Below are 26,592 nucleotides of genomic sequence, written 5' to 3'. Positions count from 1 at the left end.
TTGATCTGTTTTGTGTGTGGTTTGAAATTTCAATAAAACCTGTTATGTATAGAGCATCAGCAATGGATTGTCAGTGCTTTTGGCTTTCACCCCTATTTCCCAAGGAGTTGTAAAATGAACGTAGCCATTGTGGGAGGCGGCACTCGTGGTTTATATCTGCTGAATTTTCTGGAAGAAAATTCTTTTCAGATGATTGATCTCAATGTCGTGGCCGTGGCGGATATCAACGAAAATGCCCCGGGACTGCTGCGTGCCGCTGAAAGGGGCCTGTATGTAACAGCCGATTACAACACTATTTTTGAGCGCAACGATATTGATCTGATCATTGAACTCACCGGCGATCTTGAGATTTATAACGATATTTTGCGTAAGAAGAAAAAGCACGTGCACGCCCTGGCCCATACCACGGCACTGCTGTTCTGGGAAATCGACGATGCCTGCAAAAAGGTAAATGGGGCGGACTTGCTGACCGGCCACAAACAGAATGTCTATGAAGTCCTGATGAACCAGTTCATTCAGGAAGAGGCCATGGTCATTGACAAGGATTACCGGGTCGTGGACATGAATGAGGCCATGATGAAAAAGCTGGGCAGAACCAGCCAGGACGTAATCGGCCGGTTCTGCTATCAGGTGGGCCATCACCTGGATCAGCCCTGCAGCGGCAAAAATCATCCTTGTCCCCTGGCAGAGGTGTATAAGAAAAATGAACCCTGCATGACCACCCATGTTCACCTGGATCAGGACAACAACGAGATCTATTATGCCATTTCCTGTTATCCCTTAAACAATGATGAGGAAATCATCGGTGTTATTGAAATCCTGCGCGACATCACCCCGGAGATCAAGGTTCAGAAGGCCCAGATGCAGCAGGAAAAGCTGATGTCCATCGGCCGGCTGTCAGCCGGTATTGCCCATGAAATCAACAATCCGCTGACCACCATCATGACTTCGGCCATGATGCTCCAGGAAGATCTGGATTCGGAGAGTGAAATGCATGAAGAACTCCGGATCATTTCCAGCGAAGCCCAGCGATGCCGGAAGATCGTGCAAAGCCTGCTGGATTTCGCCCGCCAGACCAAACCCATGCAGAAGATCCAGGACATCAATGCCATTATCCGGGAAAGCATCTATCTGACCAAAAAACAGGCGGAATTCAATGATATCACCATTGAGTCGGATCTCCCCGATGATTTGCCCCGGATTTATGTGGACAAGGAACAGATCCAGCAGTTGCTGATCAACCTGACGCTCAATGCGGTGGAGGCAACCGGGGCCGGGGGACGCATCATGTTTACCACAGGCTATGATCCGGCTGCAGATACAATTGCCATTCATGTCACGGATACCGGCAAGGGGATTGAAAAACAGGATCTGGAAAAAATATTTGATCCGTTTTTCACCACCCGTGAAATTGGTACCGGACTGGGCCTTTCCATCGCTCATAGCATTGTGGAGCAGCACGGCGGCAATATCGAGGTTTCCAGCAGGTCCGGCAGCGGCACCCGCTTTACCGTCACGCTGCCGGTGAAAGGGGTTTCCGAAGAATGAGCGAGCAAAAAGCGGCCCGGATACTCATTGTTGACGATGAGGTGCATATTTGCCGGAACTGCCGGAAAATTCTGTCAAAGCAGGCATATGAGACCGAGTACGTTCTAGACGGGCGCAGTGCCCTGGAAAAGCTGGCTGAGAAAAGCTATGATGTGGTGATCACGGACGTGAAAATGGGCCGCATCGGAGGCACGGAGGTGTTAAAGTGGCTTCGGGAAAACCATCCGGAAACCATGGTCATTGTGATCACCGGTTATGCCAGCGTTTCTTCAGCGGTGGAACTGATGAAAACCGGTGCTTTTGACTACCTGCCCAAGCCCTTTACCCCGGATGAACTGCGGCAGGTGGTGGCAGACGCCGTGGAGCAGCAAAAGATTGTCCGGCAGAACCGCCGGCTGATGCAGGAACCCTATCAACACATGCCCAGGCTCTCTCACCAGCTCATCGGCAGCAGCCCGCAGATCCGCAAGGTTATCAGTATGATTCAGAAGGTGGCCGATACCGATGCCACGGTTTTGCTCTCGGGGGAAAGCGGCACTGGAAAGGAGCTTGTGGCACGGGCCATCCATGCCAACAGCAGCCGGCATGACAAGGTTTTTTTCGGAGTGGACTGCGGTACCCTAAGCGGCAGTCTTCTGGAAAGCGAACTTTTCGGATACCGCAAGGGCGCTTTTACAGACGCGCAAAAAGACAAATCCGGCATCTTTGAGCTGGCTGACGGCGGCACTGTGTTTCTTGATGAAATCAGCAACACCACACCGGATATCCAGGGCAAGCTGCTTCGGTTTTTAGATACCCGGGAGTTTCTGCCCCTGGGCGATACCGCCCATCGCCGGGTGGATGTGCGGCTGATTTTTGCTACCAACCGGGAGTTAAACCAGATGGTGGCGGAGAAATCGTTTCGCGAGGATTTTTATTACCGGATTTATGTTTATCCCATTTACCTGCCCCCATTGCGGGAGCGCAAAAGCGATATTCTGCCCATTGCTTATCATTTTCTGGGTCAGCTCAACAATCAGCGGGGAAAATCCATTTCCGGATTTGACCCGGAAGCCGCCAGCCGCCTTTTAAACTACCACTGGCCCGGAAATGTCCGGCAGCTGCGCAATGTCATTGAACGTGCGGTGATTTTATGTGAAACCGATACCATTACCATTCAGGATCTGCCCCATCTCAGTGATATCGATGACATTGAGCGCCTCATGGAATGCGTGCCTGAGACCAATGCGGAACTGATCCGGATCAAAAAGGAAATCCGCCAGAAGGCCGTGGCCAAGGTGGAGAAAAATTTTCTGCTCAATGCCCTGGAGCAAAATGACTGGAACATTTCCCGGGCAGCCCGCCAGACGGGAATGCAACGGCCCAATTTCCAGAATCTGATGAAGAAATACGGCATCAGGCCTTCTTCCGGATAGCTTTTGTCCGGTATCCGGGTTGCTGCTGGCCATTATACACCTGCATAATTTTTTTATACATTTTGTTTTGTGCGCATTTGCTTCAGCATCCGGTTGCCGTTTGCCGCGTGCTAAGGCTTACCAATGAAGGCTTTACCTGTATTCCGCCTTTTTGTTTTCTTTTTTCAGACCGGATGGCACCGTAAAAAGTCATAAAACGGCTATAGCCGCTAAACAATAAAAAAATAACTTTCTGATTTTACTCAACACTTAATAACTTAAAACTTAACATTGCCTGTAAGAAAGACTTTTTACAGGCTTATCAGGCCGGATTTTACGTGTATGCACAGCAGCTTCACTTCTCCTGAAAAAAAATTTGGCTTTTAAAAATTTAACTTATAATTCAGTATGTTAAAATGAATTTAGGTTTTTGGCATGCAACCTGCATATTTGTAATCAAAATTTTGAAAACAAATAACGCATTGAGTTTGATTCTTTATAACCCGCCGGCAAACCGGCGCAAAAGGAGGCTGCCATGACCGAAAAGCAAAAAGTCCTTGTGGTGGACGATGAAAAACACATTTGCGACAATGTGAAAAAAATCCTCGCCAAAAACAATTATGAAGTGGAACTGGCCCAGAGCGGTCAGGAGGCTCTGGAGAAACTGTCCAGAGAACCGTTTGCACTGATGCTCTCTGACATGGTCATGCCCGGAATGAACGGCCTGGAGCTGTTAAAACAGGTCAAAACTGAATGGCCACTGACCAAGGCCCTGATCATGACCGCATACGGGTCCACGGACACGGCTGTAAAGGCTATTCAGCTCGGGGCCCTGGACTACATCTCCAAGCCGTTTACCCCGGATGAGCTGCGGGAAACAATCAACCTGGCGGCTTCTGAAAGACTTGCCGAAGCCCCGACTCCCGAGGAGGTAAAGCAACAGATCAATGTAATTGACCTGGATATGCCCTTTGACGCAGAAGAGGTGGCCAAGTATACCGGAGAGGACTATGTCAATACCCTGAGCCGTTCGGACAGACCGGTGGTGGAAGTCAAAAAGCCTGAAAGTTACTGCGAAATGGGGCAGATGGTATGCGATATCTTCAAAAAGCTGGGCAAGACCTGCAAGGCCGGCATGAAAACCCAGGAATGTCCCCAGAAAAGGGCGAAAAAGGCAAAATCCGCTAAAACCGGCAATGCCCCGTCCGTGAAAAAGCTCGTGGGCATTGACATGCCCTTTAACTACGATGAGGTCATGGCCCTGACCGGTCCGGAGTATGTCAGCAATCTGCAGACCGGTGAAATTGCCTTTATGCCCTATGAGCAGTTAAAGGCGCAGATGGCTGGAACCACCGGCCGCAAGGAAGCCAGGACCGCCCGCAAGGAAGCCAGGACCGGATCGGAGCAGCCCTTTGACATGGATGAGGTTTCCAAATATACCGGCGAAGAATACACCAAAACCCTGGGCAGCTCGGATATGCCGGTGGTGGAAGTCAAAAAGTCGGAAAATTACTGCGAAATGGGGCAGATGGCATGCGATATCTTCAAAAAGCTGGGCAAGACCTGCAAGGCCGGCATGAAAACCCAGGAATGTCCCCAGAAGAAGGGGAAAAAGGGCAAGGCCGCAAAGAAGTCCAGGAGCCCGGCAACCAAAACCCTGATCGGCGTGGACATGCCCTTTGACTATGAGGAAGTCGCTGCCCTGACCGGAGCTGAATATGCCGCTAACGTGGACCGCAACGGGTATGCAGTGCCGCCTTATGAGGAGTTAAAGGCGCGGGTCCGGGCCATGGTGAAAGAAAACCAGGCCCCATCCGATGCTGATGTGATTGCGTTTCCCGGGCAGGCAGCCGGGGAAAATGTCCTGGTCATTGATGATGAACCCTATATTTCCAAAAATGTCAGGAAAATACTGGCAAAAAAGGGCTATGCCGTAAAACAGGCTGTCACCCGGGATGAAGCCCTGGATCAGCTTGAGGCCGGTGCCTATGACCTGGTGCTGCTTGACCTGAAAATTCCCGGGGTCAAGGGACTGGAGCTGCTGGAATCCGTCAGGCAAAAGCAGCCGCAGGCCAAGGTGATCATTATCACAGGCTATGCCAGCATTGAAAGCGCAAAGGAAAGTGCGCGCCTGGGCATTTACGATTACCTGCACAAGCCCTTTACACCCGAGGAGCTTCGCAAAACCGCAGAAGCCGCCATCAGCCTGGCTGCCTGATAAACGAATCAAGCCATCCCCGGTATCCCGGCATGAAACCGGATACCGGGGTTTTTTGTTTCCGGTGTTATTCCGGTTGTTTCAAAAATGCCCGGACCCGTCTGCAGGCCTCTTCCACGCTGTCAGGCCCCATCCAGAACACATCCGGGTCCTTTCTGAACCAAACCAACTGGCGCTTGGCATAACGGCGCGTGTCTTTTTTCATCTGGTCTATGGCCTCGTTCCAGTCCAAACATCCCTGCAGATAGGCTGTCATGTGGCGATATCCCAGTGATTGCATGGATTTGAGTTCAGGGTCATAGCCCATTTCCTGAAGGCTCCGGACTTCCCGGAGCAGGCCCTCTGCCACCATTTGTTCCACCCGCTGGTTGATCTGCGCATACAGCGCCTGCCGGTCCATGTACAGACCAATTTTCAAAAAACAGTAATGGGCATTGGCAAATCCATGGTCATGCTGGTATTCGGAGATTGGGCGCCCGGTGAGGGCGTGGACTTCAAGGGCCCGGATGATGCGGTGGGCGTCATTGGGATGGATCCGTCCGGCGGCTTTCGCGTCACAGGCCGCCAGCCGTTCATGGAGAATACGGGTTCCTTTTTGGGCGGCCTCATTGCGCAGCTTTTCCCTGAGCCGGGGGGAAGACGGGGCTGCATCAAACAACCCGTAGAGAAGCGCCTTGATATACAATCCGGTTCCGCCAATGATCAGGGGCAGCCGGCCCTGTTGTTTCAGGTTTGCAACCGCTTCTTGCGCTTCTCTGGCGTAGCGGGCCGCATCATAGGCCTCGTCCGGGTCGGCCACATCAATCATGTAATGGGGGGCTGCGGCCTGCTTGGCTGCATCCGGTTTTGCCGTGCCAATGTTCATGTGCCGGTATATCTGCATGGAATCGGCACTGACAATGCCGCCGTTAAATCGGTTTGCCAGTGCCATCGACAGCCGGGTTTTTCCGATGCCCGTGGGGCCGCAGACAACAACAACCCGGGGCTTGGGCATGGAAGAACTATTCATGGCGCCAGGGTTTCCGTCTTTTTCATGATCCGGCACCGTAATCACTATCCACGTCCACCACACCGATTTTGATGGCATAACGCACCAGCGTGGCCATGTTTTTCATCTCGAGTTTTTCCATGAGATTGGTGCGGTGCTTGGCCACGGTTTTGGGGCTTACAGACAGCATCATTGCAATCTCATTGGTTGTGTAGCCTTCGGCCATAAATCGCAGGATCATGTGTTCGCGTTTTGTGAGCAGATCATATTTGCTCGCAAAGGGTTCGGTGGTTTCCCTTTTCAGATAATTGTCAATGATATCTGCATTGATTTCCGTGCTCAGATAATATTTCTGCTCTGCAGCCGCACGGATGGCCCCAAGCACTTCCTCATATGGACTGGTTTTGAGCAAATAACCCATAACCCCTGCATGGAGCGCTTCCCGGACATGGGAACGCTTCTGATGCATGGTCAGGATGACAATGCCGGTTTTCTCAGATGCTTTTTTGAGTTCCCGGATACTGTTAATGCCGTCAATCCCTGGCATGGAAATATCCATGAGCAGTACGTCAGGTTTGGTCTCCCTGAGACGTTTGAAGCAAAGGGCTCCCTCGCCGGCCTCGGCCGAGACCTTGATGTCGGATTCCTTTTCGAGCAGTGCTCTGATGCCTTCCCGGACAATCGGCTGATGATCTGCAAGCATGAGTTTGATTTTGGCCATGATTTCTCTCTTTCTGCTGTTTGCCAACCCCGGGCCGGTATTGCCGGGGGAAACGGATGATTATGTGTTTTCGACGGTTCAAATATCGAGAATACCGATCCGGGCTGCATACCGCACCAGGGTGGCCGTGTTTTTGAGCCGGAGTTTTTCCATGATGTTCATCCGGTGCTTGGCCACGGTTTTGGGGCTGATGGTGAGCATGTCAGCGATTTCATCTGTGGTTTTGCCCTCGGCAATGAGCTTGAATACCTGGCGTTCCCTCTTGGAAAGCTGTTCATATGGCTCTGCCTGCATATTTTTTTGTTTTTTTTTGACAAAAGTATGGATGATTTCAGCGCTGATTTCAGGGCTCAGGTAGTAGGACTGCTGCTGTACGGACCGGATGGCGGTCAGAACTTCCGAATAAGATGCTGTTTTCAGAACATAGCCGCGGGCGCCTGCCTGAAGGGCTTCCCGTACCAGACTTTTGCTGCTCTGGTTTGTCAGGATCAGAATCTGGCAGTCCACACCGGATTCCTGAATCATGCGAACGGTATCCGTGCTGCCGGAGCGGGCGGCAGCGGTTTCAGCAACAACCACGTCGGGCCGGTGCTTTTTGATCAAATCCAGGCTTTCTGCGGTGTCTGCGGCTTCGGCCACTACTTCCATGTCCGGCTCTTTTGCCAGTAGCGCTTTGAGGCCCTGCCGTACCACCAACTGGTTGTCTACAAGCATCAGTTTCATTTTCATGGCATTTTCCCTCGTGGTTGATATGTACAGGTGTTTGCCTGCGGCTTTTTCCGCAGCGGCTTCCAAACCTTCTTGCAATAGTTTAAAACGGCAGCGGTTTGCCGGTGCAATAGGCCAGAGCCTGGCAGGTGGCAATCAGCTGCTGGTTTTCATCCGTCACCCGGATATCGTAACTGGCGGTTTTCCGGGTCCGGCTGGTTTCACTGGCCCGGGCCAAAAGGCGCATGGGTTCGGCCGGGCTCTGCACGTAAGTGACATTGACGTTTAAGGCAACGGCAATTTTGCCTCCTGTCTGGCTGGCGGTTTCAAAGGCTTCGTCAATCAGGGAAAAAATAGCGCCCCCGTGGGCACGGTTGTAAATATTGGCCATGGTTTCCGGGTCATAGCGCATTTCCACGCATGAACAACCCCTTTCCAGTTCCAAAAGCTTCATGTTCAACTCACAGGCCAGCGGTTCACTGGCCACGGCCCTGTAAATGGCATCCCGGATTTCGGGGTCAAGAGGGGGTGGGTCAGAGTTCTGGTTGTTTTGCGATGCACTGCTCATCCGCTCAAACGGTCCCACAATTGTTTTGCCTGCCCCTCGGCGCTCGGGGACCGGGGCCGGGAAAGGTTTTCCGGCGACGGGTTTTGGCCCCGCAGCCGGGCAATACGCTGCTCAATGGGGGGATGCGTGGAAAACAAATGGGTCAATCCGCGCCGTCCGCCAAGCGGATTGGCGATAAACATGTGCGCTGTGGCGGGTTCGGCCTCCATGGGAATTTTTTTGCCGTATGAACCAAGCTTTTCAAGAGCCGAGGCAAGCCCGTCCGGGTCCCGGGTGATATCGGCGGAGGTGGCGTCAGCCATATATTCCCGGGAACGGGATATGGCCATCTGAACCAGCATGGCGGCCACCGGGGCGATAATGGACATGGCAATCAGGCCGAAAAAGCCGCCGCCTTCCCCTTCGTCTCTGGAAATCCCCCCGAAGATGGCCGCAAATCTTGCGAAATTGGCGATCATCATGATGGCTCCGGCCATGGTGGCGGCAATGGATCCGATGAGGATGTCACGGTTTTTTACATGCCCCAGTTCATGGGCAATCACGCCCGCGATTTCCCGGTTGTTCATGTAGCGCAGGAGCCCTTCGGTGACAGCGACCACGGCATGATCGGGATTTCGGCCAGTTGCAAAGGCGTTTGGCGCCTGTTGAGGAATAATGTAGACCCGCGGCATGGGCAACCCGGCCTTTTGGGCCAGTTCTCCGACAATTCCGTAAAGCTCGGGCGCGCTTTGGGAATCGGCTTCACGGGCTTTGTACATTTTTAATACGATTTTATCGGAATGCCAGTAGGAAAAAAAATTCATACCACCGGCAAATATCAGTGCGATGAGCATGCCGCCTGTGCCCCCGACCATCTGCCCGATGAACATGATTATCAGCGTTAAAACCGTCAGCAGCAATGCAGTGCGGAAATGATTGCCGATCATGGGGTTGTTCTCCTTCTAATATGTGAATTCTCCGGATCAACCAGAGATTTCCTGATTTACTGTTTATTGCGGATTTGTCTATTTTCAGTAGCTGATTACCACAAATATAAAACCGGTTTTGCGCAAATCAAGGATAAAACCAGGAAGGATTTAAATTTTCGGATTGCGGTTTTTTTTGTAAAACCGGTATCTGGTCACCAGGTCAAGCCACCGGGCCATGCGGACGGCGAGTTCAGAGACAGTGGTTTTATCGGCCGCAGGCCTTCCGGAGTTCGTCATGAGGTCTGCTATTCGGGTTTCTCCTGGCTTTGCGGTTTCCCGGAGGTGGGCGAAGATGATTTCGGCCTGTCGGGTGTGTCCCTGTGCCGCATATAAACGGGCCAGGGTCTGGCTTGCGTATAAGGGGTGATTTTTCATTGATTCTGTTTTTGTTGGTTTTTACCGGCAGCGTCGTCAAAACGGAACACGATTTCATCGGGCCGGACCATGTTGAGTTCCTCCCTTGCCACCTGCTCGATATAGGCCGGATCGTTTTTCAGCCGGTTGATGGTGCGGTACAGGTCCATGTTTTCTTTTTCAAGCCGGGCGTTTTCCTGCCGGATTTGCTTCAGCTCCTTTCGCATGGCTTTCATGCCCGTCAGGCCGTGATCGCCAAAGATGATGGCCAGCAGGTAAACGCCGAGCAAAAGGGCGGTGGCCCAGAGCCCCCAACGCACAAGACCGGAGTTCTCGGATACGGATTTCAACTGCGTTTCACCATGGAAATCAAAGCATAAAGAGCGCTGCGGTGCAGCAGCCATGCGCAGGCGCCGTAGACCAGAACACCGGCGAAAATTGCCGCTGCCAGCTCCACAAACAGAACTTGCGCGGGACCTGCGGCATCCAGGGGCAGAAAAGCCAACCATCCCAGCAGGACAACACCCATTGCACTGGCAATTATCACAGTTTTGCCTGTGGAAACAATGATCTTTTTCCAGTGCAGCCCCCCCAGGCGGTAATGGAGCACGCCGGTGAGCAGTACAAAATTGATCATGGAGGCAAGGGATGTGGCCAGCGCCAGTCCGCCGTGGGATAGGGGACCCATGAGGATCACGCCCAGGCCGATGTTGGCGATAATGGAATAGGTGGCCATCTTAACCGGCGTTTTGGTGTCCTGGAGGGCGTAAAAGGTGGAGACAACAATACGCACTGCGGAAAAAGCCCACAGTCCGACGCTGTAATGAAACAGTGCAAACCCTGTGGCCTGCAGACTTTCAATCTCAAATGCCCCCCGGTGAAAAAGCAGCCCCACAATGGGTTCGCGCAAAACAATCAGGCCCACCATGGCCGGAATGGTAATAAAAAAAACCATGTTCATGGCATAGGCAAAAGTGTCGGCCAGGGCGGTGAAGTCTTCTGCTGCCGCCTGGCGCGAAAGACTCGGCAGCAGGGCCACGGACATGGAAATGGCGAATATACCAAGGGGAAACTGCACCACGCGGTCGGCATAGTACAGGTAAGAAACGCTGCCTTCGGCCAGCAGGGAGGCCAGAAGGGTGCCGATGAGAATGTTGACCTGGTAAACCGCTGCGCCGAAAACAGCAGGTCCCATGAGTCTGGCGACCCGGGCCAGACCCGGATGGAGTAGCGGGGCTTTTTCCCAGACCCGGATTCCTTTTTGCAGCAGAAACGGGAGCTGGAGTGCCAGCTGGAGACCTCCGCCGATTAACACGCCGATGGCCAGTCCCATGACAGGCTCCTGCATGAGGGGGGCAATAAACAGCACTGCGCCGATCATGGCAAGGTTTAAAAAAACCGGTGCCAGGGCCGGGGCCGCAAAATGGCCAAGCGCGTTTAAAATCCCCATGCACAGGGCCACAAGGCAGATACAGACAATGTAGGGAAACATGATCCGTGTGAGGGTGACTGTCAGCTCAAACTTGTCGCCGGAAAAACCTGGAGCCACCCCCTTGACAATCCAGGGGGCCGTGAGAATGCCCGCAATGGTGACCAGCACAAGGATTGCCGCCAGCAGGCGTATGGCCGATCTGGCAAGTGCAAAGGCTTCGGCCCGGCCGGAGTCGGTCAGGTATCGGGTAAAGACCGGCACAAATGCCATGCTCAGGGTGCCTTCGGCAAACAGGCGCCGCAGCAGGTTGGGAATCCGGAAGGCCACGAAAAAGGCGTCTGAAAGCCTGCCTGCCCCGAAAAACCAGGCAATGATCATATCCCGGATAAAGCCCAGAATCCGGCTCAGTAGGGTGGCCAGACCGATTACGCCGGCAGCCCGGGTTACTTTTTGTTTCTCATCCATAATGCAGGACTTTTACAATACCCGTAGGGCAAGATCAAATGATAAAAGGCAATGCTTTGATTGCGCGGGCTTTTGTATTTGTTTGAGAGGCAGACTTTTTACGGGCGCATCAGCGTTCACTGCTGCAAAATATAGCTTTTTTAAGTGACATTGTAGAATGCAGATAAATAAAAAACACTGTTTATTTAAATAAAAGAATGTAAAGTTAATGATAGTTGTATGAATAACTGAGATAAGGTTTTATTTTCTTGACATGTTTTTTGCGTTCATATAAATAACAAGTTTATTGAAAATAATTCAAAGAGTTAACCTTATTGAGCCGAATTATTGGCATCGTAATATTTAGCCTTTTTCTTCTAACTGAAGCCGGAGTTCAGGCCCACAATATCTGTAAAAAGTTGCAATAATTTATAATTTTCAGCATGAATGGGGATGGAATATATTGGCTTTCTTTGGAAAAAGTTCTTGGTATTTTGAGTAATATTCCGTGCTGCCCGAATTTTTCTTTTTTCGCTTGTTGTCATCGAAAAGGCATTTTTTTATTTTTTCACCTTTTCACCTTTACGGAAAGTGAACTTTGCGAAGTTTTTAAACACCTGCCAAGCCGGAATAAATGCATTTCGGGAAGAAACTTTCGGATAAGTCCGCGGTGAGAATTTTATTCATGGCCGGCAAGGGTATGGGTTTGTGCAGCGTGTCATTGGCGGGTAGTAGCTGCTGTAAACAGCCATGTGGAAAATAATTTTTTCCACCATAGAAGGGGGGAGGAAATGGCCAATTTGCTTGATTTTCATTTCAAAAGAACCAGAGCGGATACAAGCAATGAGATCACTCTTGACAGGGACATGCTCAGGCTTCTTGCGGCATTGGATGGGCGAAAAACACTACGGCAGGTGATGACTGACGCGGATATGACCTTTGCGGATTTCAAGCAGGCGTTTTCGAGGCTTTATAATCTTCGCCTGGTTGAAAAAGCGGAGGCGAATATATCTTGCTTAAATCAGGCTTTTATTAATGATGTCAAATCAGATTTGGTCGATTTGCTAGGGCCTCTCGGAGAGACGCTGATCGAAGATGCAGCAAGTGAGATGGGTTTTTCCCTAAATGGAATTCCAACAACAGGTGCGTGGGATTTTATTGAGCGTGTGGCTGAAATGATTCCGGGCAATAAGGAAAAAACAGCCTTTAAAAATAAGATGCATAATAAAATGAAAGGATTTTAACTGCATGGAACCTTTATGCACCAAGTAAAGCGCAACCAATTTTCATTGTATTGAGAAAAATTTTCAATCAATGCGCTACATCGTTACATAAGGAGAAAAACATTGCAGAAAAACATTTTTTTGTTTTCAGGCATCGTGATTTTCATATTCTTTTCAGGCTTCATCCCGGCCATGGCCGAGGACGATAACCTGACAGGAAGAGACCTTATCGCTAAACAAGCCGCTCTGAGTTGTCGGGATGAAGTCATACAGGAGATGGAAAAACTCGTGGAATCAAATGTGGTATCATTCGCTGATTTGTTTGATACTTTTTATATTCCTGTTCCGGACACGGATCCGCCAAAATATCATACTCAATACGATCGTCATATGGATAAGGTCATACGTATTATTCTGGATAAGTATCTCGGACAGCAGTCCTGGTTTTTGTATGTTGTGGCTGTGGATCGAAACGGTTATGTGCCTACCCATAACTCGAAATATTCCAAGGCATTGACAGATGATCCGGATTACAACCTGAAACATAATCGGACAAAGCGTATTGCCAATGACCGCACTGGCCTGGCCGCAGCACGCAATACCGATTCGTATTTGCTTCAGCAATACGAACGGGATACGGGAAACACGATTGCAGATTTGTCTGTTCCGATTTATATCCGGGGCAAACACTGGGGCGGAATTCGTGTGGGCTATGAGAAATAGCGACAATGCCCGCTAATATCCACTGGTTATGGATTTGCCTGAAGAAAACAAATGGGTTGTCCTTTTGTGACGTTTTTTAATATTGGTGAAACCTGATGCACTCGTAAAAGTCGGTTTTTAGACGGCTTTGTAAAAAGTTCAAGATCAAGGCTTGCGCGATTTTGAAGAATGCAGCATACTTAGCTGTACGTGAAATTCTGAAAAATCGTGCGTAACGAAGATATCGGCCTTTTACGAAGCCGTTAAACCTAATATTGTAACCAAAAACAAAGGATCAGATCATGCTTTCATTTATTACCGGAAAAATGAGTGTAAAAATTTCTTTGTTCATCAGTGTAATTATCATCATTGTGTTTTCCGCAGGTACCTTTTTTTTGGTAAGCCAGCAAACCAGCAGGCTTGAGGATGAACTTTTATACCGTGCCAAAATTCAGTCTGTTCTGGGGGCGGAAACAGTCGCCACAATTATAGAAGAAGCAATCGACAACGGCGTTTTTTCCGTTAACGAAGCATTTGACACGGATTATCAAATATTTGGCAATTTTGATCCGCCAAAATATCATACTTCCTATGATTCATACCTGGACCGGGCCATTCTTTCCATACAGGACAAGTTCCTTAAGGATGACAATTTGATTTACGCGGTGGCAGCGGATCGCAATGGATATGTACCAACCCACAATACCCGTTATCAGCAGTCCATCACCGGTGATCCGGAAAAGGACCGGGTCCGGAACCGGACAAAGGGGATCTTCAACGACCCGGTTGGAATCAAGGCAGCTGAAAATAAAGAAGAGGGATTTCAGCAGATATATCATCGGGACACCGGGGAAGTCGCATGGGATGTTGCTTCCCCCATCACTGTCAAGGGAAAGCATTGGGGCGGGTTTCGTGTAGGGGTTGAACTCAGTTCAATCAGTGCCGCGCAAACACAGCTGGTGAAAGCAATGGGCTTGATCATGATCCTTATTCTTGTTGTATCCTTATTGTTTACATTTCTTTATGTTACCAAAGCCATGGCACCATTGCGGAAAATGACGGTTGTGGCCAGAAACATTGCAAAAGGAAATGAATTGGAAAGTGAAATTCCGGTTACCCGCAAGGATGAAATCGGGGAGCTTCAGGATGCCCTGAATCGACTGAGGTTGAGTATATTAATAGCGCTGAAGCGGAAAAAGGGAAAATAACGTTAGAACAGAGCCGGTTTTTTTTCCGGGGGTGCTTTTGCGTTCCTGTTTTGGCTTGACACAAGTTTTTTTGGGGGGTATAAAAACAAATTACGCTATTTTATTTTCAAATAAATCGCAACCAAAAAACAAAAGCCAACGTATAAAAAAGATACAAGGAGATTGGAGCATTGGCAAATCACAAGTCCGCGCTGAAGCGAATCAAGCAGAACACCATGCGCCGCATGCGCAATCGAATGGTCAAAACTCAGGTCAAGACCTCGGTCAAAAATGTGCTCACAGCGGCAAAGGGTCAGGGAGATGTCAGCTCAGAGCTTCAAAAAGCCCAGTCTGTCATCGACAAGGCAGCCCGCAAAGGCGTAATTCACAAAAAAACCGCCGCCCGCAGAATTTCCCGGCTCAACCGCAGGGCCAACCGTTCTGCTTCCTGATTTTTTAAAAGCGGATTTTGGCGCCGTTTGATTTTACTTAACGCTTAATCACTTAAAATTTAATACTGCCTGTAAAAAACATGTTTTACAGGCTCATCAAAAATCATCGGTCATCCGATAATAAATCCGCTGTGCCAGCCGGCCGGAGAGCTTGGCCACAGCGGATTTTTTATTCTGCTCAGTGCCCATGTTGTCGCTGGCCACCGCGTATTCCTCCGAGGCTGAAATCCCGTTTGCAGACCACAGGGTCTCGCCGCCTGTGCTGACAAGCCTGACATCCACCACCACGGTTACCCGTTCTTCTGAGGTTTCATGGGCTGCACTGTGGGAAATGCTGCTGCTGCGTGCAGAACGGATCATCCCGGTAAGCACCGCGTCTGCCCTGTTTTTGTCGCTTATTGTGGCTTTGTCCGTGCGCGTGATCTCGTAGAGGATGTCATTGGTAATCACGGCTTCGATGCCGATTTCACCGGTGCGGTTGGTAAATGTTTCCACTGCGATCCGCCGCACATCCCCGGGGAGGCTGCCGCCGCCGGCCAGTCGGTACCCGCAGCCGGCGGCAAGCATCGCCACGGCGGCGAGAACTGCGAATACAGAAAACAGCCGCCATTTGCATCTGCAGGTTTGCTTTTGGGTATTATACAACGATATTCACCAACTTGTGTTTTACCGTGATCACCTTTTTTACCGGCCTGTCTTCGATAAAGCGCGCCACGTTTTCATCCTCCAGGGCCCGGGTCTTTAATGCCTCGTCATCTGCATCCGCATCAATTTCAAATTTGCCCCTGAGCTTGCCGTTTACCTGTACTACGATCAGGCGGGTGTCTGCGGATAGTGCATCTGTTCGCCAGGCGGGCCAGGATTGATTTGCCAGGCTGCCGGGCTCATATCCCATGGCGGCCCAGAGTTCCTCTGTAAAATGGGGGACCACCGGAGCCAGCAGCATCAGGGCGGTTTCCATGGCCCCTCGCATTACAGCCGCAGTTTGATCATCGGCGGTTTCCGGGGAGATGTCCCGGGTTTCGGCCTGATACATGGCATTGACCAGTTCCATGACTGCACTGATGGCCGTGTTAAAATGGAACCGGGCTTCGATGTCGTCTGTGACCTTTTTGATGGTCTGATGGGTTTTGATGTAAAGGGGCCGGAGGTTTTCATCCAGGTGATCGGGAGCATTGGTGAAAGCCCGGGTCTGTCTGAATCGGACCATCCATGCCGAGGCCAGCCGCCAGATGCGGTTTAAAAAACGGAAACCGCCTTCAACCCCCTGTTCACTCCATTCCAGGTCCCGCTCCGGCGGGGCGGCAAACAGGCAGAACAGCCGGACCGTGTCGGCACCGTAGCGGGCCACCAGTTCATTGGGATCAATGATGTTTTTCTTGGACTTTGACATCTTTTCCACCCGTCCCACTTCCACGGGCTGGCCGCATTTTTTGCAGAAAACCGACTCGCCGCGAGCCCCGGCTTCCTCGGGATATAAAAAACCGTGTTCCGGGCAGTGCTGGGTCTCCTTGCACACCATTCCCTGGGTGAGCAGCCGGGTGAAAGGCTCCTTGAAATCCACCAGACCCATGTCCTTTAATACCCGGGTAAAATACCGGGAGTAGAGCAGGTGCATGACCGCATGTTCAACGCCGCCGATGTACTGGTCCACGGGCATCCAGTACGCAACTTCCTTTTTGTCAAACATGGCCGTATCGCAGTGCGGGCTGCAGTAGCGCTCAAAATACCACGACGATTCCACAAATGTATCCATGGTATCGGTTTCCCGCCTGGCCGCGGCCCCGCATTGCGGACAGGCGACATTGACAAAGGCCTCATGAGAGGAAAGCGGTGAGCCGCCGCCTTCGAGCAGATCAACGTTTTCCGGCAGCACCACCGGAAGATCCGTGTCTTTTACCGGCACGATGCCGCAGGTGTCGCAATGGATCATGGGCACCGGCGCCCCCCAGTACCGCTGACGGGAAATGCCCCAGTCCCGGATGCGGTAGCTGATGCTGCGTTTGCCCAGGCCGTTTTTTTCAAAATAGGCAATCAGGTCTTCATAGGCTTTACGGTTGTGCATGCCGTCAAAGGGGCCGGAATTGACCATGACCCCGTCGCCGGTATAGGCCTGCGTTGCTGCGGTTTCTTCAACAGAGAGGTCCTCCGGTTTGATCACCACGATGATGTCAATGCCGTATTTTTTGGCAAATTCGTAATCCCGCTGGTCATGGGCGGGCACGGACATGACCGCGCCGGTGCCGTATTCCATCAGGGCGAAATTGGCGGTATAAACCGGGATTTGCGTGCCGGTGACCGGGTTGGTGCACCAGGCGCCCAGAAACACGCCTTCTTTTTCCTTTGTCTCCAGCATCCGGTCAGTGCGGCTTTCCGCCGCCATGCGATCGACAAACGCATCCACTGTCTCCTGCTGCCCGGTATCCCGGGAAAGCGTCCGGACCAGGGGGTGCTCCGGGGCCAGCACCATGTATGTGGCCCCGTAGATGGTATCCGGCCGGGTGGTAAACACATGGATGACCTCATGTGTGCCGCTGACAGGAAAGCGGATTTGTGCGCCTGTGCTTTTGCCGATCCAGTTTTTCTGCATGGTCAGCACTTTTTCTGGCCAGCCGGGCAGTTTTTCGCAGTGCTCCAGCAGATCATCGGCATAGTCGGTGATTTTAAAAAACCATCCCCAGAGCTTCTTCTGCTTAACGGGCCGGCCACATCGCCAGCACTCGCCGTTTTCCACCTGTTCATTGGCCAGCACGGTGCTGCAGGTCTCGCACCAGTTGACAAGCGATTCCTTGCGGTACACCATGCCCTTTTCATACATGCGGATAAACAGCCACTGCTCCCATTTGTAATATTTCGGATCGCAGGTGGCCAGCTCCCTTTCCCAGTCGTAGCTTAAGCCCAGGCGTTTTAATTGTTTTCGCATGGCTGCGATATTTTCCCAGGTCCATTGGGCCGGGTGGGTTTTATTGGCAATGGCCGCGTTTTCCGCGGGCATCCCGAATGCGTCCCATCCCATGGGATGCAGTACGTTGTAGCCGCACATCCGCTTGTACCGCGCCACCACGTCGCCGATGGTATAGTTGCGAACGTGTCCGATATGAATCCGCCCCGAGGGGTAGGGAAACATTTCCAGCAGATAATATTTTTCCCGGGAGGCGTCGGCATCCGCGCAAAAGGCCCGGGTTTTTTCCCAGACCTGCTGCCATTTGGGTTCAATGGTTTGCGGGTCGTATCGTTGATCCATTTTCGGTTGCTGCCCTTTTTTTGTGGTTGTTGATAATTCCCACTTTCATGCCACAGGATAAATGAAATATCAAGTCCGGGCCATCAATATGCCAGAAATCGTTTGACTTGTCTGCGCCAATTTCCTATTTATCTTCTGAATCGGCTATTGTGGATAGGTTGCCGACGAAAAATCGGAAATCTGCAACAATTCAACAACATTCACATGCACCTCACGTCACGATCGGCCTGATGCAGACGCATTGGATGCAAAAAATCAAAGAAGTATTCTGGAAAAAGCCGCATATGACAAGCAAGATTCTCATTAACGCCGTGGATCCGGAGGAATGCCGTATCGCCACGGTTACGGACAACCGGCTGGAAGAGTTTCACATTGAAACCAGCGCCCGGGAAATTACCCAGGGAAACATTTACAAGGCGGTTGTCTCCAGGGTGGAGCCGAGCCTGCAGGCGGTCTTTGTGGACTACGGGGCGGAAAAAAACGGTTTTTTGCAAAAGCAGGAAATTCATCCGGATTATTTCCATGACGATCCCTCCGGCAATCAGTCCCTGAAAAACGTCGTCAAGCGTGGCCAGGAGCTCATTGTTCAGGTGACCAATGATCCCATCATGGAAAAAGGGGCTATGCTCACCACCTATATATCCCTTCCGGGCCGAAACACCGTGCTGATGCCCGGTACAAAAAACCGCGGGGTTTCGCGCAAGATTACCGATGAGAAGGAGCGCAAGCGCTTAAAGGATATCACCGAGAACCTGGAGTTGCCCGAAGATTACGGCCTTATCGTGCGCACGGCCGGCCAGGGCAGCAACAAGACCATTATTTCCAAGGATGTGCGCTATCTCATGCGGCTGTGGAAAAACATTCAGCAAAAGGCCGTAGAGGAAAAGGCCCCGATGCTTCTCTATAAGGAGCAGACCGTTGCAGTCCGGGCCATCAGGGATTCGTTTACCACGGATGTCAAGGAAATCCTCATTGATGATGACACGGTTTATCAGCAGGTCAGAGAGTTCATCCAGATTGTTTCGCCCCAGCACAAAAAAGTTGTCAAGCGCTATTCCGCGGACAAGCCGATATTTACCAAACACCAGCTCGAAGAGCAGATCGCCTCGATTTTTGACAACCGGGTCAAGCTCAAGTCCGGCGGCTCTATTGTGATTGAACAGACCGAAGCCCTGGTTTCCATTGACGTTAATTCCGGCAAGGCCACCCAGAAGGCCTCAATTGAAGCCACAGCCCTGCAGACCAACCTTGAGGCCGCTGAAGAGGTGGCCCGTCAATTGCGCCTGCGGGACTTCGGGGGGTTGATTGTCATCGATTTTATTGATATGCGGGACCGCAAGCACAAAGCCCGGGTGGAGCAGACCCTGAAAAACGAACTCAAGCCCGACAAGGCGCGCACCAAGGTGGGCCGGATATCGGCCTTCGGCCTTCTGGAAATGTCGCGCCAGCGTATCCGCCCATCGATCCGGTCGCTGAACTTTGAAACCTGCCGGTATTGTCAGGGAAAGGGTGTGATCCAGTCGGTGGAATCCCTGGCGCTGGGATTTTTACGGCGTCTGCGCCTGGAGACAATTAAAAGCGGGGTCACCACAGTCAAGGGATATTTGCCTTCAGAGGTGGCCACTTACCTGCTCAATCGCAAAAAGCGGGAAATTCTGGATCTGGAGATGCGCCGGAAAATCACCGTCTCCATTGAGACAGACAACAACATGCTGCCCGGCGACAGCAGAATCGAGTGCGAATAACCAAAAAAATCGGTAAAAAACCATGAAATCCGACATGGTGGAATCGTAAAAAGTCCTAAACTGATAGGATCGCTAACAATAAAAAAACTCTTTGATTTTACTTAACACTTAATCACTTAAAACTTAACACGGCCTGTAAAAAAGATTTTTTACAGGCTCACCAGACATAGAAAACAGTTTAAAAAGGAGGTTGAATTTTGATTGAAATAGCTCATGCCATGGGCCAGACAGGCGAGGGCGCTGCCCAGGGAGGCGGGTTGGCCGCGTTTCTGCCCATCATCCTGATGTTTGTGATTTTTTATTTCCTGCTCATCCGGCCCCAGCAGAAAAAGGCCAAGGCCCACCAGGAAATGATCAATAATCTGAAAAAAGGCGACCGTGTGATTACAAGCGGCGGCATCCACGGCAGCATCACTTCCCTGGACGAGTCAACGGCAACCGTTGAGATCGCCGACAAGGTCCGCGTCAAGGTAACCCGGGGCAGCATTGCCGCCCTGAGCCAGTCCGCCCAGTCCGAATAATTTCCGAATAACAATACCAAGGATCGGAAAAAAAAAGCAACAGGGATGGACACAGAAACGAAAGGGTATTGGTATTGAAAGGCTATACGTGGCGCGTGGTGGTGGTACTGGGCGTTCTTTTGGCTGCCGTGGTGTATGTGGTGCCTACATTCAAGCCCGGGATCTGGCCGCACAAACAGATTAACCTGGGACTGGATTTGCAGGGCGGCATGCATCTGGCCCTGGAAGTGGAAACACAAAAAGCAGTGGACGGTACGCTGGACCGTATCCAGGGGGAGCTTCGCTCCCTGCTGCGCGAAGAGCGCATCCGGCACAGCCGTATGGAGACTTCCGGGGACAACGGCCTAGTCATTGGGCTCATGGACGCCGATGATGTGGAAAAAGTCGAGGATCTCATTGAAAATGAATTCGAAGAGGTCTCTGTCCGTTCCAGTTCCCGTACCCAAAACGATGTGAAAGTGAAAATTGCCATCATCGGTGAGCGGGCCGGACAGATCCGGGACCAGGCTGTTGAGCAGGCGCTTGAGACCATACGTAACCGCATCGACCAGTTCGGTGTCAGTGAGCCCGATATCCGGGTTCAGGGTGAACGCCGGATTTTAATCCAGCTGCCAGGGGTTACGGATACGGACAGGGCAAAGGAGTTGATCGGCAGAACCGCCCAGCTGGAATTCAAGCTTCTTGACGAGGACAACTCCCTGCAGCGGGCTCTGGAGGGGCAGGTGCCGCCGGGCAGTGAAATTCTTTACCAGAGCGGCGATACGGCCCAGGAGGGCCGCCGGCCTTACCTGGTGAAAAAAGACACCCTGCTGACCGGAGCATACCTGGAGGACGCCCGGGTAAAGATTGATTCCCAGTATAACGAGCCTTACGTGACAATTGATTTTGACCGCAGGGGGGCGCGGATTTTTGAGCGGATCACGGCTGAAAATGTCAAAAAGCATCTGGCCATTGTCCTGGATAATAATGTTTATTCCGCCCCGGTGATCCAGGAGAAAATAGGCGGCGGAACCGCCCGCATAACCGGCAACTTCTCCATGCAGGAAGCTCATGATCTGGCCATTGTCCTGCGCGCCGGCGCCCTTCCCGCACCCGTGGAAATCATCGAGGAGCGCACAGTGGGTCCGTCTCTGGGCCATGATTCCATTCGTATGGGCCTGATCTCAATGGCTGTTGGCGGTATTCTGGTTCTGCTTTTCATGGCGGTTTATTATCAATTGGCCGGCCTGATCGCCAACACGGCCCTGGTGGTCAATATCCTGTTTATTGCCGCAGGCCTTGCGGCCTTTGGCGCCACACTGACCCTGCCGGGAATTGCCGGCATTATCCTGACCATCGGCATGGCCGTGGATGCCAACGTGATTATTTTCGAGCGCATCCGGGAGGAACAGCGGCTGGGCAAAACCCCGGCATCGGCTGTGGCAGCCGGTTTTGACCGGGCGGCAGTAGCTGTGCTGGATGCCAATGTCACCACCCTGATTGCAGCTTTGGTGCTCTATCAGTTCGGTACCGGACCGGTCAGGGGGTTTGCTGTGACCCTGAGCCTGGGCGTGCTGGCCAGCCTGTTTACGGCCCTGTTTGCCTGCCGGCTGATATTTGATTATTTCTACAGCGTTCGGCGCATGAAAACTCTCAGCATATAAGGATCTTTGTATGGAAATCATCAAACCCGGGATCAATTTCGATTTTATCGGCCGGCGATACCTGGGATACGGCATTTCGGCGCTGTTGCTGATTGCAAGTCTGCTCACCCTGGTGATCAATGCCGGGCCCAATTTCGGCATTGATTTTGTGGGCGGCACCATTGTGCAGGTACAGTTTGACCGGAAAGTGAAAATCGCCGATGTCAAAACCGGGCTGGATCAGATCGGTCTGGGCGGCTCTGCGGTGCAGCGGTTTGGCGCGGCTGAGCATAATGAATTTTTGATCCGGACCAATGATCCCTTGTCCACTGGAGACGATTTTTCGGAACATATAAGCAGTGCTCTTTCCGCATCCACTGATGCGGCTCCTGAAATCCGCCGTGTGGAAATGGTGGGCCCGCAGGTGGGTGAAACCCTGCGGGAAAAGGCCCTGTTTGCCCTTTTTTATGCGCTGTTGTTTATTACCATTTATATTTCCGGCCGTTTTGAAATGAAGTGGATGCTCAGTGCGGCCACGGCCGGGGCCTTAATCGGGGCAGTGTATCTGTTCTCCCTTTTTAACGTCAGCATTCCGTTTCTGATCCTGGTGGCCCTGATTGTCAGCCTGGTTTTGTTTTATCAGCTTCATCTGCGCTTTGCCATGGGCGCCACCGTGGCCCTTATTCACGACGTGACCATTACTGTGGGGGTGTTTACCCTGCTGGGCAAGGAGTTTTCCCTGCCTATTGTGGCGGCCCTTTTGACCATTATCGGCTATTCGCTCAATGACACCATTATCGTGTTTGACCGGATTCGTGAAAATCTCCGGCGCCACAACCGCAGCAGCCTGGAGGGCAATATCAACCGCAGCATCAATGAGACCCTGAGCCGGACCATCCTGACCTCCGCAACCACCCTGATGGTTTTGCTCTGCCTGTTTTTCCTGGGCGGAGATATTATCCACGACTTTGCCCTGGCCATGATCATCGGGGTGGTGATCGGCACGTATTCTTCTGTTTTTGTGGCCAGCCCGATGCTGCTGTTTATGGCGGGCGGCGCCGCACCGCCACAAAGGACGGCGGCATCGGAAGCGGCCTAGCCGCCCGGGCAGCGTCGGGAAAAGATTTCTGGATACGTATGGAAGGCGGGGGCAATCAGGATCGTGTTTGTGCATGGATCGCGCTGCGACAGGCGCCGGGCGTCGGGCCACTGACCTGTAAGCGTCTGGTTGAGCGCTTTGGATCTCCGGAAAACGTTTTTTGCGCAGACGAATCCCGCCTGCTGGAGGTAGAGGGAATGGGCACAAAAAGTGCCCGGGCGGTGTTGCAGGGCGGCAGCCGGCAGCAGGCGCAGAAGGAGTTTGTCCGCTGTCAAAAACGGGGATACGAGATCATTGCAGTCGATCACCCCCGGTATCCCTGGCGCCTTGCCCGGATCACTGATCCGCCGCCCTATTTATACGCCTTCGGCCGCCCCCTTGATCCGGAACCCGCCATTGCCGTTGTGGGCACGCGCAATCCAACCCGCTACGGCTTTTCCATGGCCCGCCGGCTGAGCGCGGATCTTGCGGACATGGGACTGACCATTGTCAGCGGAATGGCCCGGGGCATTGATACGGCCGCCCACAAGGGCGCCCTGGATGCCGGGGGAAGCACCGTTGCAGTGCTCGGAAGCGGCCTTTCCGTTATTTACCCGCCGGAAAACCGGAAACTCTATTTTGACATTTCCAGGCAAGGCACTATTGTATCTGAACGGCCTGTGGATGATCCGCCAAACAGTTACAACTTCCCGGCCCGCAACCGGATTATTTCCGGAATGTGCCTGGGCACGGTGGTGGTGGAGGCGGCCAAAAAGAGCGGATCGCTGATCACTGCGCGACTGGCTGCAGAGCAGAACAGGGAAGTGTTTGCTGTACCGGGAAATATCAATTCATATAAGAGTTCCGGGGCCCATAATCTGCTCAAACAGGGAGCCAAGCTCGTGGAGCGGGCCCAGGATGTGATAGAGGAAATCGCCCCGTTGCTGCTATCGGCCAAAAACAGCGAGGGTGCGAACCTCCGCCATCCGGAGAACCAAATCCAGGCCGCGGACTTGACAGCCGAGCAAGCCCGGGTATACCATGCGCTCGATCCGTATCCGGCCCATATTGATGAACTGGCCAGGGAGTTGTCCATGGATGCCGGCGCATTGCTTTCTGTTTTGTTAAACCTTGAATTAAAGGGCATGGTCACACAGATGCCCGGAAAATATTATTGTATCCGTGGAGTTGAAACGTGAGCAAACCGCTGGTGATTGTCGAATCCCCGACCAAGGTGAAAACCATAAAGAAATATCTTGGTGATCAGTATAATGTGGCCTCCACTGTGGGCCACATCAAGGACCTGCCTGCAAAGGAACTGGGCATTGAAGTGGAGCAGGGCTTTAACCCAAAATACGTAACCATTCCCGGAAAACAGAAGGTGATCAAGGCGCTGAAAACTGCAGCCGGAGATGCCACGGACATCTATCTTGCCCCTGACCCGGACCGGGAGGGCGAGGCCATTGCCTGGCATGCAGCCGAAGTGCTCAAGAAAAAGGGGCGGCAGTTTCACCGGGTGTTGTTCCACGAGCTGACCCAAAACGCGGTGAAGCAGGCGCTTTCCAGGCCCGAGGCTTTAAATGAGAACCGCTATAAAGCCCAGCAGACCCGCCGGATACTGGATCGGCTGGTGGGATATCAGATTTCGCCGATCTTGTGGAAAAAGGTCAAATACGGCTTAAGCGCCGGCCGGGTCCAGTCCGTGGCCGTTCGCATGATATGTGAGCGTGAACGGGCCATCCATGCCTTTGAGCCAGAGGAATACTGGTCGATCACCGCCCGGCTAAAGGCCGGCAGTCCTCCGGAGTTTGAAGCCAAACTGGCCAAACACAAGGGCAAAAAAATTACCATTCCGGATGAAATCACGGCCATGCAGATCCGGGATGCACTGGCGGATGCCGATTTCGTGGTGGACAAGATCACCAAAAAGACCGTCCGCCGCCGGCCGTATCCGCCGTTTACCACCAGCAAGCTTCAGCAGGAGGCCATCCGAAAACTGCGATTCTCCGCCAAAAAAGCCATGACCGTGGCCCAGCAGCTCTACGAGGGCGTGGACCTGGGCGGTGAGACCGTGGGGCTGATCACTTACATGCGAACCGATTCCACCCGGATATCGGCAGAAGCCGCAGGCGAGGCAAAGGATTTGATCTTACAGCGCCACGGCAAGGATTATGCCCTGTCCAAGCCGCGCTTTTTTGCCAACAAAAACTGGACCCAGGATGCCCATGAGGCCATCCGGCCCACATCGGTGTTCAACACCCCGGAAAAGATCTCAAAGTTTTTGTCCAAAGATCAGATGGCCCTGTACCAGTTGATCTGGCAGCGCTTTGTGGCCTCCCAGATGGCCGAAGCCCTGATTGACCAGAAAAGCATTGCCATTGCCGCGGCCGGCTACCAGCTCACTGCATCGGGCTCCACTGTGAAGTTTCCGGGTTTTCTGGCCCTTTACCAGTCCGCAGATGACACTTTGGCCGCTGAAAGCAACAAGGAAAAAGGCCAGCTGCCTGAGATGACGGAAAAAGAAACTCTGGCCCTGCAGAAGCTTGAGCCCAAACAGCACTTTACCGCGCCGCCGCCACGGTTTTCAGAGGCCACCCTGGTCAAGGAGCTTGAGGAAAACGGCATCGGCCGGCCCAGCACTTATGCCGCGATTTTAAGTACCATCCGGGAAAAGGGATATGTGGAGTTGTTAAAGGGCTATTTTCACCCCACAGAGCTGGGCTTTATCATCACGGACCTGCTGGTGGAAAATTTTCCGGATATTCTGAATGTGGATTTCACGGCCAAGCTGGAAAATGATCTGGACAAGGTGGAATCCGACGAACAGGAAGCCGGAGACCTTTTGCGGCAGTTCTACGAGTTGTTTGAGCAGCGGTTGCTTTCGGCTGCGGAAAATATGCTCAGCGTCAAGGGCCTGGGACTGCCCACTGGATTTAAGTGTCCGGAATGCGGCAAGGAAGCGCGCATCAAGGTGGGCAAAAACGGCCCGTTTCTGGCTTGCGAGGGATATCCGGACTGTACTTGGTCACGCAATTACACGCGCACGGAAAAAGGCGCCATCGAGCCGGTGGAGCCTGCTGAGATCGAAAGCGACGGCGAGGTTTGTGAAAAGTGCAGCCGGCCCATGGTGGTCAAGCAGGGCCGGTACGGGGAGTTTCTTGCCTGCAGCGGCTATCCGGAATGCAAGCATACCAGATCCCTTCATTCCGGCGGCCCGGCAACTTCCACCGGCGTGACATGCCCGGAGGAAGGCTGTAACGGCGAGATTATGGAGCGCAAATCCCGTCGGGGCAAGATTTTTTACGGCTGCAGCCGGTATCCGGACTGCACCTTTGCGCTGTGGGACAAGCCGGTGGATCGCCAGTGTCCCGAATGCGGTGCGCCCTATCTTGTTGAAAAGGAGACCAAAAAGGAGGGCTTGGTCATCAAATGCGCACAGAAAGGCTGCGGGTACAAGGAAAAGGGATAGTGTTTT

At 52.3% G+C, this 26,592-nt stretch carries 23 protein-coding genes; 13 read left to right on the top strand and 10 right to left on the bottom strand.

Going from position 1 to position 26,592, the window contains the following annotated elements:
• Positions 1-114 precede the first annotated feature (114 nt).
• The 3 genes from HNR65_RS08475 (at position 115) to HNR65_RS08465 (ending at position 5,160) form a co-directional block, all read left to right on the top strand.
• A complete protein-coding gene (locus HNR65_RS08475) occupies positions 115-1,548 on the top strand; it encodes an ATP-binding protein (protein ID WP_181551063.1) in 1,434 nt (477 codons plus the stop codon).
• On the top strand, positions 1,545-2,963 hold the full coding sequence (locus tag HNR65_RS08470) for a sigma-54-dependent transcriptional regulator (RefSeq protein WP_181551062.1): 1,419 nt from the start codon (positions 1,545-1,547) through the stop codon (positions 2,961-2,963). Before HNR65_RS08475 ends, HNR65_RS08470 begins: the two co-directional genes overlap by 4 nt.
• A gap of 514 nt (positions 2,964-3,477) precedes the next feature.
• Positions 3,478-5,160: a response regulator gene (locus HNR65_RS08465; RefSeq protein ID WP_181551061.1), complete on the top strand. Its 1,683-nt coding sequence runs from the start codon at positions 3,478-3,480 to the stop codon at positions 5,158-5,160.
• Positions 5,161-5,227: 67 nt separating this feature from the next.
• Here HNR65_RS08465 and miaA read toward each other — a convergent pair whose 3' ends face one another.
• From miaA to murJ, 8 genes are all read right to left on the bottom strand, one after another.
• The gene (gene miaA, locus HNR65_RS08460; RefSeq protein ID WP_232364715.1) at positions 5,228-6,169 is read right to left on the bottom strand and encodes a tRNA (adenosine(37)-N6)-dimethylallyltransferase MiaA; all 942 of its coding nucleotides are present in this window, start codon (positions 6,167-6,169) and stop codon (positions 5,228-5,230) included.
• A gap of 22 nt (positions 6,170-6,191) precedes the next feature.
• Complete coding sequence (locus HNR65_RS08455; RefSeq protein WP_181551060.1) at positions 6,192-6,869, bottom strand: response regulator; 678 nt, start codon at positions 6,867-6,869, stop codon at positions 6,192-6,194.
• A 78-nt stretch (positions 6,870-6,947) separates the two neighbouring features.
• A complete protein-coding gene (locus HNR65_RS08450) occupies positions 6,948-7,598 on the bottom strand; it encodes a LuxR C-terminal-related transcriptional regulator (protein ID WP_181551059.1) in 651 nt (216 codons plus the stop codon).
• 82 nt (positions 7,599-7,680) lie between these two features.
• Positions 7,681-8,145 carry a PaaI family thioesterase gene (locus HNR65_RS08445; RefSeq protein ID WP_181551058.1) on the bottom strand — a complete coding sequence of 155 codons (465 nt, stop codon included), beginning with the start codon at positions 8,143-8,145 and terminating at the stop codon, positions 7,681-7,683.
• On the bottom strand, positions 8,142-9,071 hold the full coding sequence (gene htpX / locus HNR65_RS08440; protein WP_220128330.1) for a zinc metalloprotease HtpX: 930 nt from the start codon (positions 9,069-9,071) through the stop codon (positions 8,142-8,144). Before htpX ends, HNR65_RS08445 begins: the two co-directional genes overlap by 4 nt.
• 150 nt (positions 9,072-9,221) lie before the next feature.
• Positions 9,222-9,488 carry a hypothetical protein gene (locus HNR65_RS08435; RefSeq protein WP_181551057.1) on the bottom strand — a complete coding sequence of 89 codons (267 nt, stop codon included), beginning with the start codon at positions 9,486-9,488 and terminating at the stop codon, positions 9,222-9,224.
• Complete coding sequence (locus HNR65_RS08430; RefSeq protein WP_181551056.1) at positions 9,485-9,817, bottom strand: FtsB family cell division protein; 333 nt, start codon at positions 9,815-9,817, stop codon at positions 9,485-9,487. The genes HNR65_RS08435 and HNR65_RS08430 overlap by 4 nt, the downstream gene beginning before the upstream one ends.
• The gene (gene murJ / locus HNR65_RS08425) at positions 9,814-11,364 is read right to left on the bottom strand and encodes a murein biosynthesis integral membrane protein MurJ (protein WP_181551055.1); all 1,551 of its coding nucleotides are present in this window, start codon (positions 11,362-11,364) and stop codon (positions 9,814-9,816) included. Before murJ ends, HNR65_RS08430 begins: the two co-directional genes overlap by 4 nt.
• Before the next feature lie 770 nt (positions 11,365-12,134).
• On the opposite strand from murJ, the gene HNR65_RS08420 reads away from it, so the two are divergent.
• The 4 genes from HNR65_RS08420 (at position 12,135) to rpsT (ending at position 14,907) form a co-directional block, all read left to right on the top strand.
• On the top strand, positions 12,135-12,587 hold the full coding sequence (locus HNR65_RS08420; protein WP_181551054.1) for a DUF8082 domain-containing protein: 453 nt from the start codon (positions 12,135-12,137) through the stop codon (positions 12,585-12,587).
• 102 nt (positions 12,588-12,689) lie between these two features.
• The gene (locus tag HNR65_RS08415; RefSeq protein WP_181551053.1) at positions 12,690-13,289 is read left to right on the top strand and encodes a chemotaxis protein; all 600 of its coding nucleotides are present in this window, start codon (positions 12,690-12,692) and stop codon (positions 13,287-13,289) included.
• Positions 13,290-13,570: 281 nt separating this feature from the next.
• Complete coding sequence (locus tag HNR65_RS08410; protein WP_220128329.1) at positions 13,571-14,476, top strand: HAMP domain-containing protein; 906 nt, start codon at positions 13,571-13,573, stop codon at positions 14,474-14,476.
• Between the two features lie 170 nt (positions 14,477-14,646).
• Positions 14,647-14,907: a 30S ribosomal protein S20 gene (gene rpsT / locus HNR65_RS08405; RefSeq protein WP_181551052.1), complete on the top strand. Its 261-nt coding sequence runs from the start codon at positions 14,647-14,649 to the stop codon at positions 14,905-14,907.
• Positions 14,908-15,003: 96 nt separating this feature from the next.
• Here rpsT and lptE read toward each other — a convergent pair whose 3' ends face one another.
• Together lptE and leuS are read right to left on the bottom strand one after the other, a co-directional pair.
• Positions 15,004-15,474, bottom strand: coding sequence for an LPS assembly lipoprotein LptE (gene lptE, locus HNR65_RS08400; protein WP_232364730.1), 471 nt, complete (start codon positions 15,472-15,474; stop codon positions 15,004-15,006).
• A 70-nt stretch (positions 15,475-15,544) separates the two neighbouring features.
• Positions 15,545-18,151, bottom strand: a complete 2,607-nt coding sequence (gene leuS / locus HNR65_RS08395) for a leucine--tRNA ligase (RefSeq protein WP_181551050.1) — start codon at positions 18,149-18,151, stop codon at positions 15,545-15,547.
• A gap of 284 nt (positions 18,152-18,435) precedes the next feature.
• Between leuS and HNR65_RS08390 the strand changes: the two genes are divergently transcribed.
• From HNR65_RS08390 to topA, 6 genes are all read left to right on the top strand, one after another.
• Entirely contained in the window at positions 18,436-19,896 is a 1,461-nt protein-coding gene (locus HNR65_RS08390) for an Rne/Rng family ribonuclease (protein ID WP_181551049.1), read from the top strand.
• A 197-nt stretch (positions 19,897-20,093) separates the two neighbouring features.
• Positions 20,094-20,417 carry a preprotein translocase subunit YajC gene (gene yajC / locus HNR65_RS08385; RefSeq protein ID WP_181551048.1) on the top strand — a complete coding sequence of 108 codons (324 nt, stop codon included), beginning with the start codon at positions 20,094-20,096 and terminating at the stop codon, positions 20,415-20,417.
• A gap of 74 nt (positions 20,418-20,491) precedes the next feature.
• Positions 20,492-22,060, top strand: coding sequence for a protein translocase subunit SecD (gene secD / locus HNR65_RS08380; RefSeq protein ID WP_181551047.1), 1,569 nt, complete (start codon positions 20,492-20,494; stop codon positions 22,058-22,060).
• Between the two features lie 10 nt (positions 22,061-22,070).
• On the top strand, positions 22,071-23,138 hold the full coding sequence (gene secF, locus HNR65_RS08375; RefSeq protein ID WP_181551046.1) for a protein translocase subunit SecF: 1,068 nt from the start codon (positions 22,071-22,073) through the stop codon (positions 23,136-23,138).
• 38 nt (positions 23,139-23,176) lie between these two features.
• Entirely contained in the window at positions 23,177-24,316 is a 1,140-nt protein-coding gene (gene dprA, locus HNR65_RS08370) for a DNA-processing protein DprA (protein WP_181551045.1), read from the top strand.
• Complete coding sequence (topA, locus tag HNR65_RS08365; RefSeq protein ID WP_181551044.1) at positions 24,313-26,586, top strand: type I DNA topoisomerase; 2,274 nt, start codon at positions 24,313-24,315, stop codon at positions 26,584-26,586. Before dprA ends, topA begins: the two co-directional genes overlap by 4 nt.
• The last annotated feature ends 6 nt before the right edge of the window (positions 26,587-26,592 follow it).

Origin of the sequence: Desulfosalsimonas propionicica, assembly GCF_013761005.1 — a bacterium.
GTDB classification, from domain to species: domain Bacteria; phylum Desulfobacterota; class Desulfobacteria; order Desulfobacterales; family Desulfosalsimonadaceae; genus Desulfosalsimonas; species Desulfosalsimonas propionicica.
This window is presented reverse-complemented; position numbering and strand designations above follow the sequence as displayed.

What these genes read in the sequence shown, in the direction of transcription:
- dprA (WP_181551045.1), top strand. Translation starts at nt 23,177, where the DNA reads ATGGAAGGCGGGGGCAATCAGGATCGTGTTTGTGCATGGATCGCGCTG.
- murJ (WP_181551055.1), bottom strand. Translation starts at nt 11,364, where the DNA reads ATGGATGAGAAACAAAAAGTAACCCGGGCTGCCGGCGTAATCGGTCTG.
- lptE (WP_232364730.1), bottom strand. Translation starts at nt 15,474, where the DNA reads ATGCTTGCCGCCGGCTGCGGGTACCGACTGGCCGGCGGCGGCAGCCTC.
- HNR65_RS08420 (WP_181551054.1), top strand. Translation starts at nt 12,135, where the DNA reads ATGGCCAATTTGCTTGATTTTCATTTCAAAAGAACCAGAGCGGATACA.
- HNR65_RS08450 (WP_181551059.1), bottom strand. Translation starts at nt 7,598, where the DNA reads ATGAAAATGAAACTGATGCTTGTAGACAACCAGTTGGTGGTACGGCAG.
- htpX (WP_220128330.1), bottom strand. Translation starts at nt 9,071, where the DNA reads ATGATCGGCAATCATTTCCGCACTGCATTGCTGCTGACGGTTTTAACG.
- HNR65_RS08470 (WP_181551062.1), top strand. Translation starts at nt 1,545, where the DNA reads ATGAGCGAGCAAAAAGCGGCCCGGATACTCATTGTTGACGATGAGGTG.
- HNR65_RS08475 (WP_181551063.1), top strand. Translation starts at nt 115, where the DNA reads ATGAACGTAGCCATTGTGGGAGGCGGCACTCGTGGTTTATATCTGCTG.
- HNR65_RS08390 (WP_181551049.1), top strand. Translation starts at nt 18,436, where the DNA reads ATGACAAGCAAGATTCTCATTAACGCCGTGGATCCGGAGGAATGCCGT.
- HNR65_RS08455 (WP_181551060.1), bottom strand. Translation starts at nt 6,869, where the DNA reads ATGGCCAAAATCAAACTCATGCTTGCAGATCATCAGCCGATTGTCCGG.
- secF (WP_181551046.1), top strand. Translation starts at nt 22,071, where the DNA reads ATGGAAATCATCAAACCCGGGATCAATTTCGATTTTATCGGCCGGCGA.
- HNR65_RS08410 (WP_220128329.1), top strand. Translation starts at nt 13,571, where the DNA reads ATGCTTTCATTTATTACCGGAAAAATGAGTGTAAAAATTTCTTTGTTC.
- HNR65_RS08435 (WP_181551057.1), bottom strand. Translation starts at nt 9,488, where the DNA reads ATGAAAAATCACCCCTTATACGCAAGCCAGACCCTGGCCCGTTTATAT.
- leuS (WP_181551050.1), bottom strand. Translation starts at nt 18,151, where the DNA reads ATGGATCAACGATACGACCCGCAAACCATTGAACCCAAATGGCAGCAG.
- miaA (WP_232364715.1), bottom strand. Translation starts at nt 6,169, where the DNA reads ATGAATAGTTCTTCCATGCCCAAGCCCCGGGTTGTTGTTGTCTGCGGC.
- HNR65_RS08445 (WP_181551058.1), bottom strand. Translation starts at nt 8,145, where the DNA reads ATGAGCAGTGCATCGCAAAACAACCAGAACTCTGACCCACCCCCTCTT.
- HNR65_RS08465 (WP_181551061.1), top strand. Translation starts at nt 3,478, where the DNA reads ATGACCGAAAAGCAAAAAGTCCTTGTGGTGGACGATGAAAAACACATT.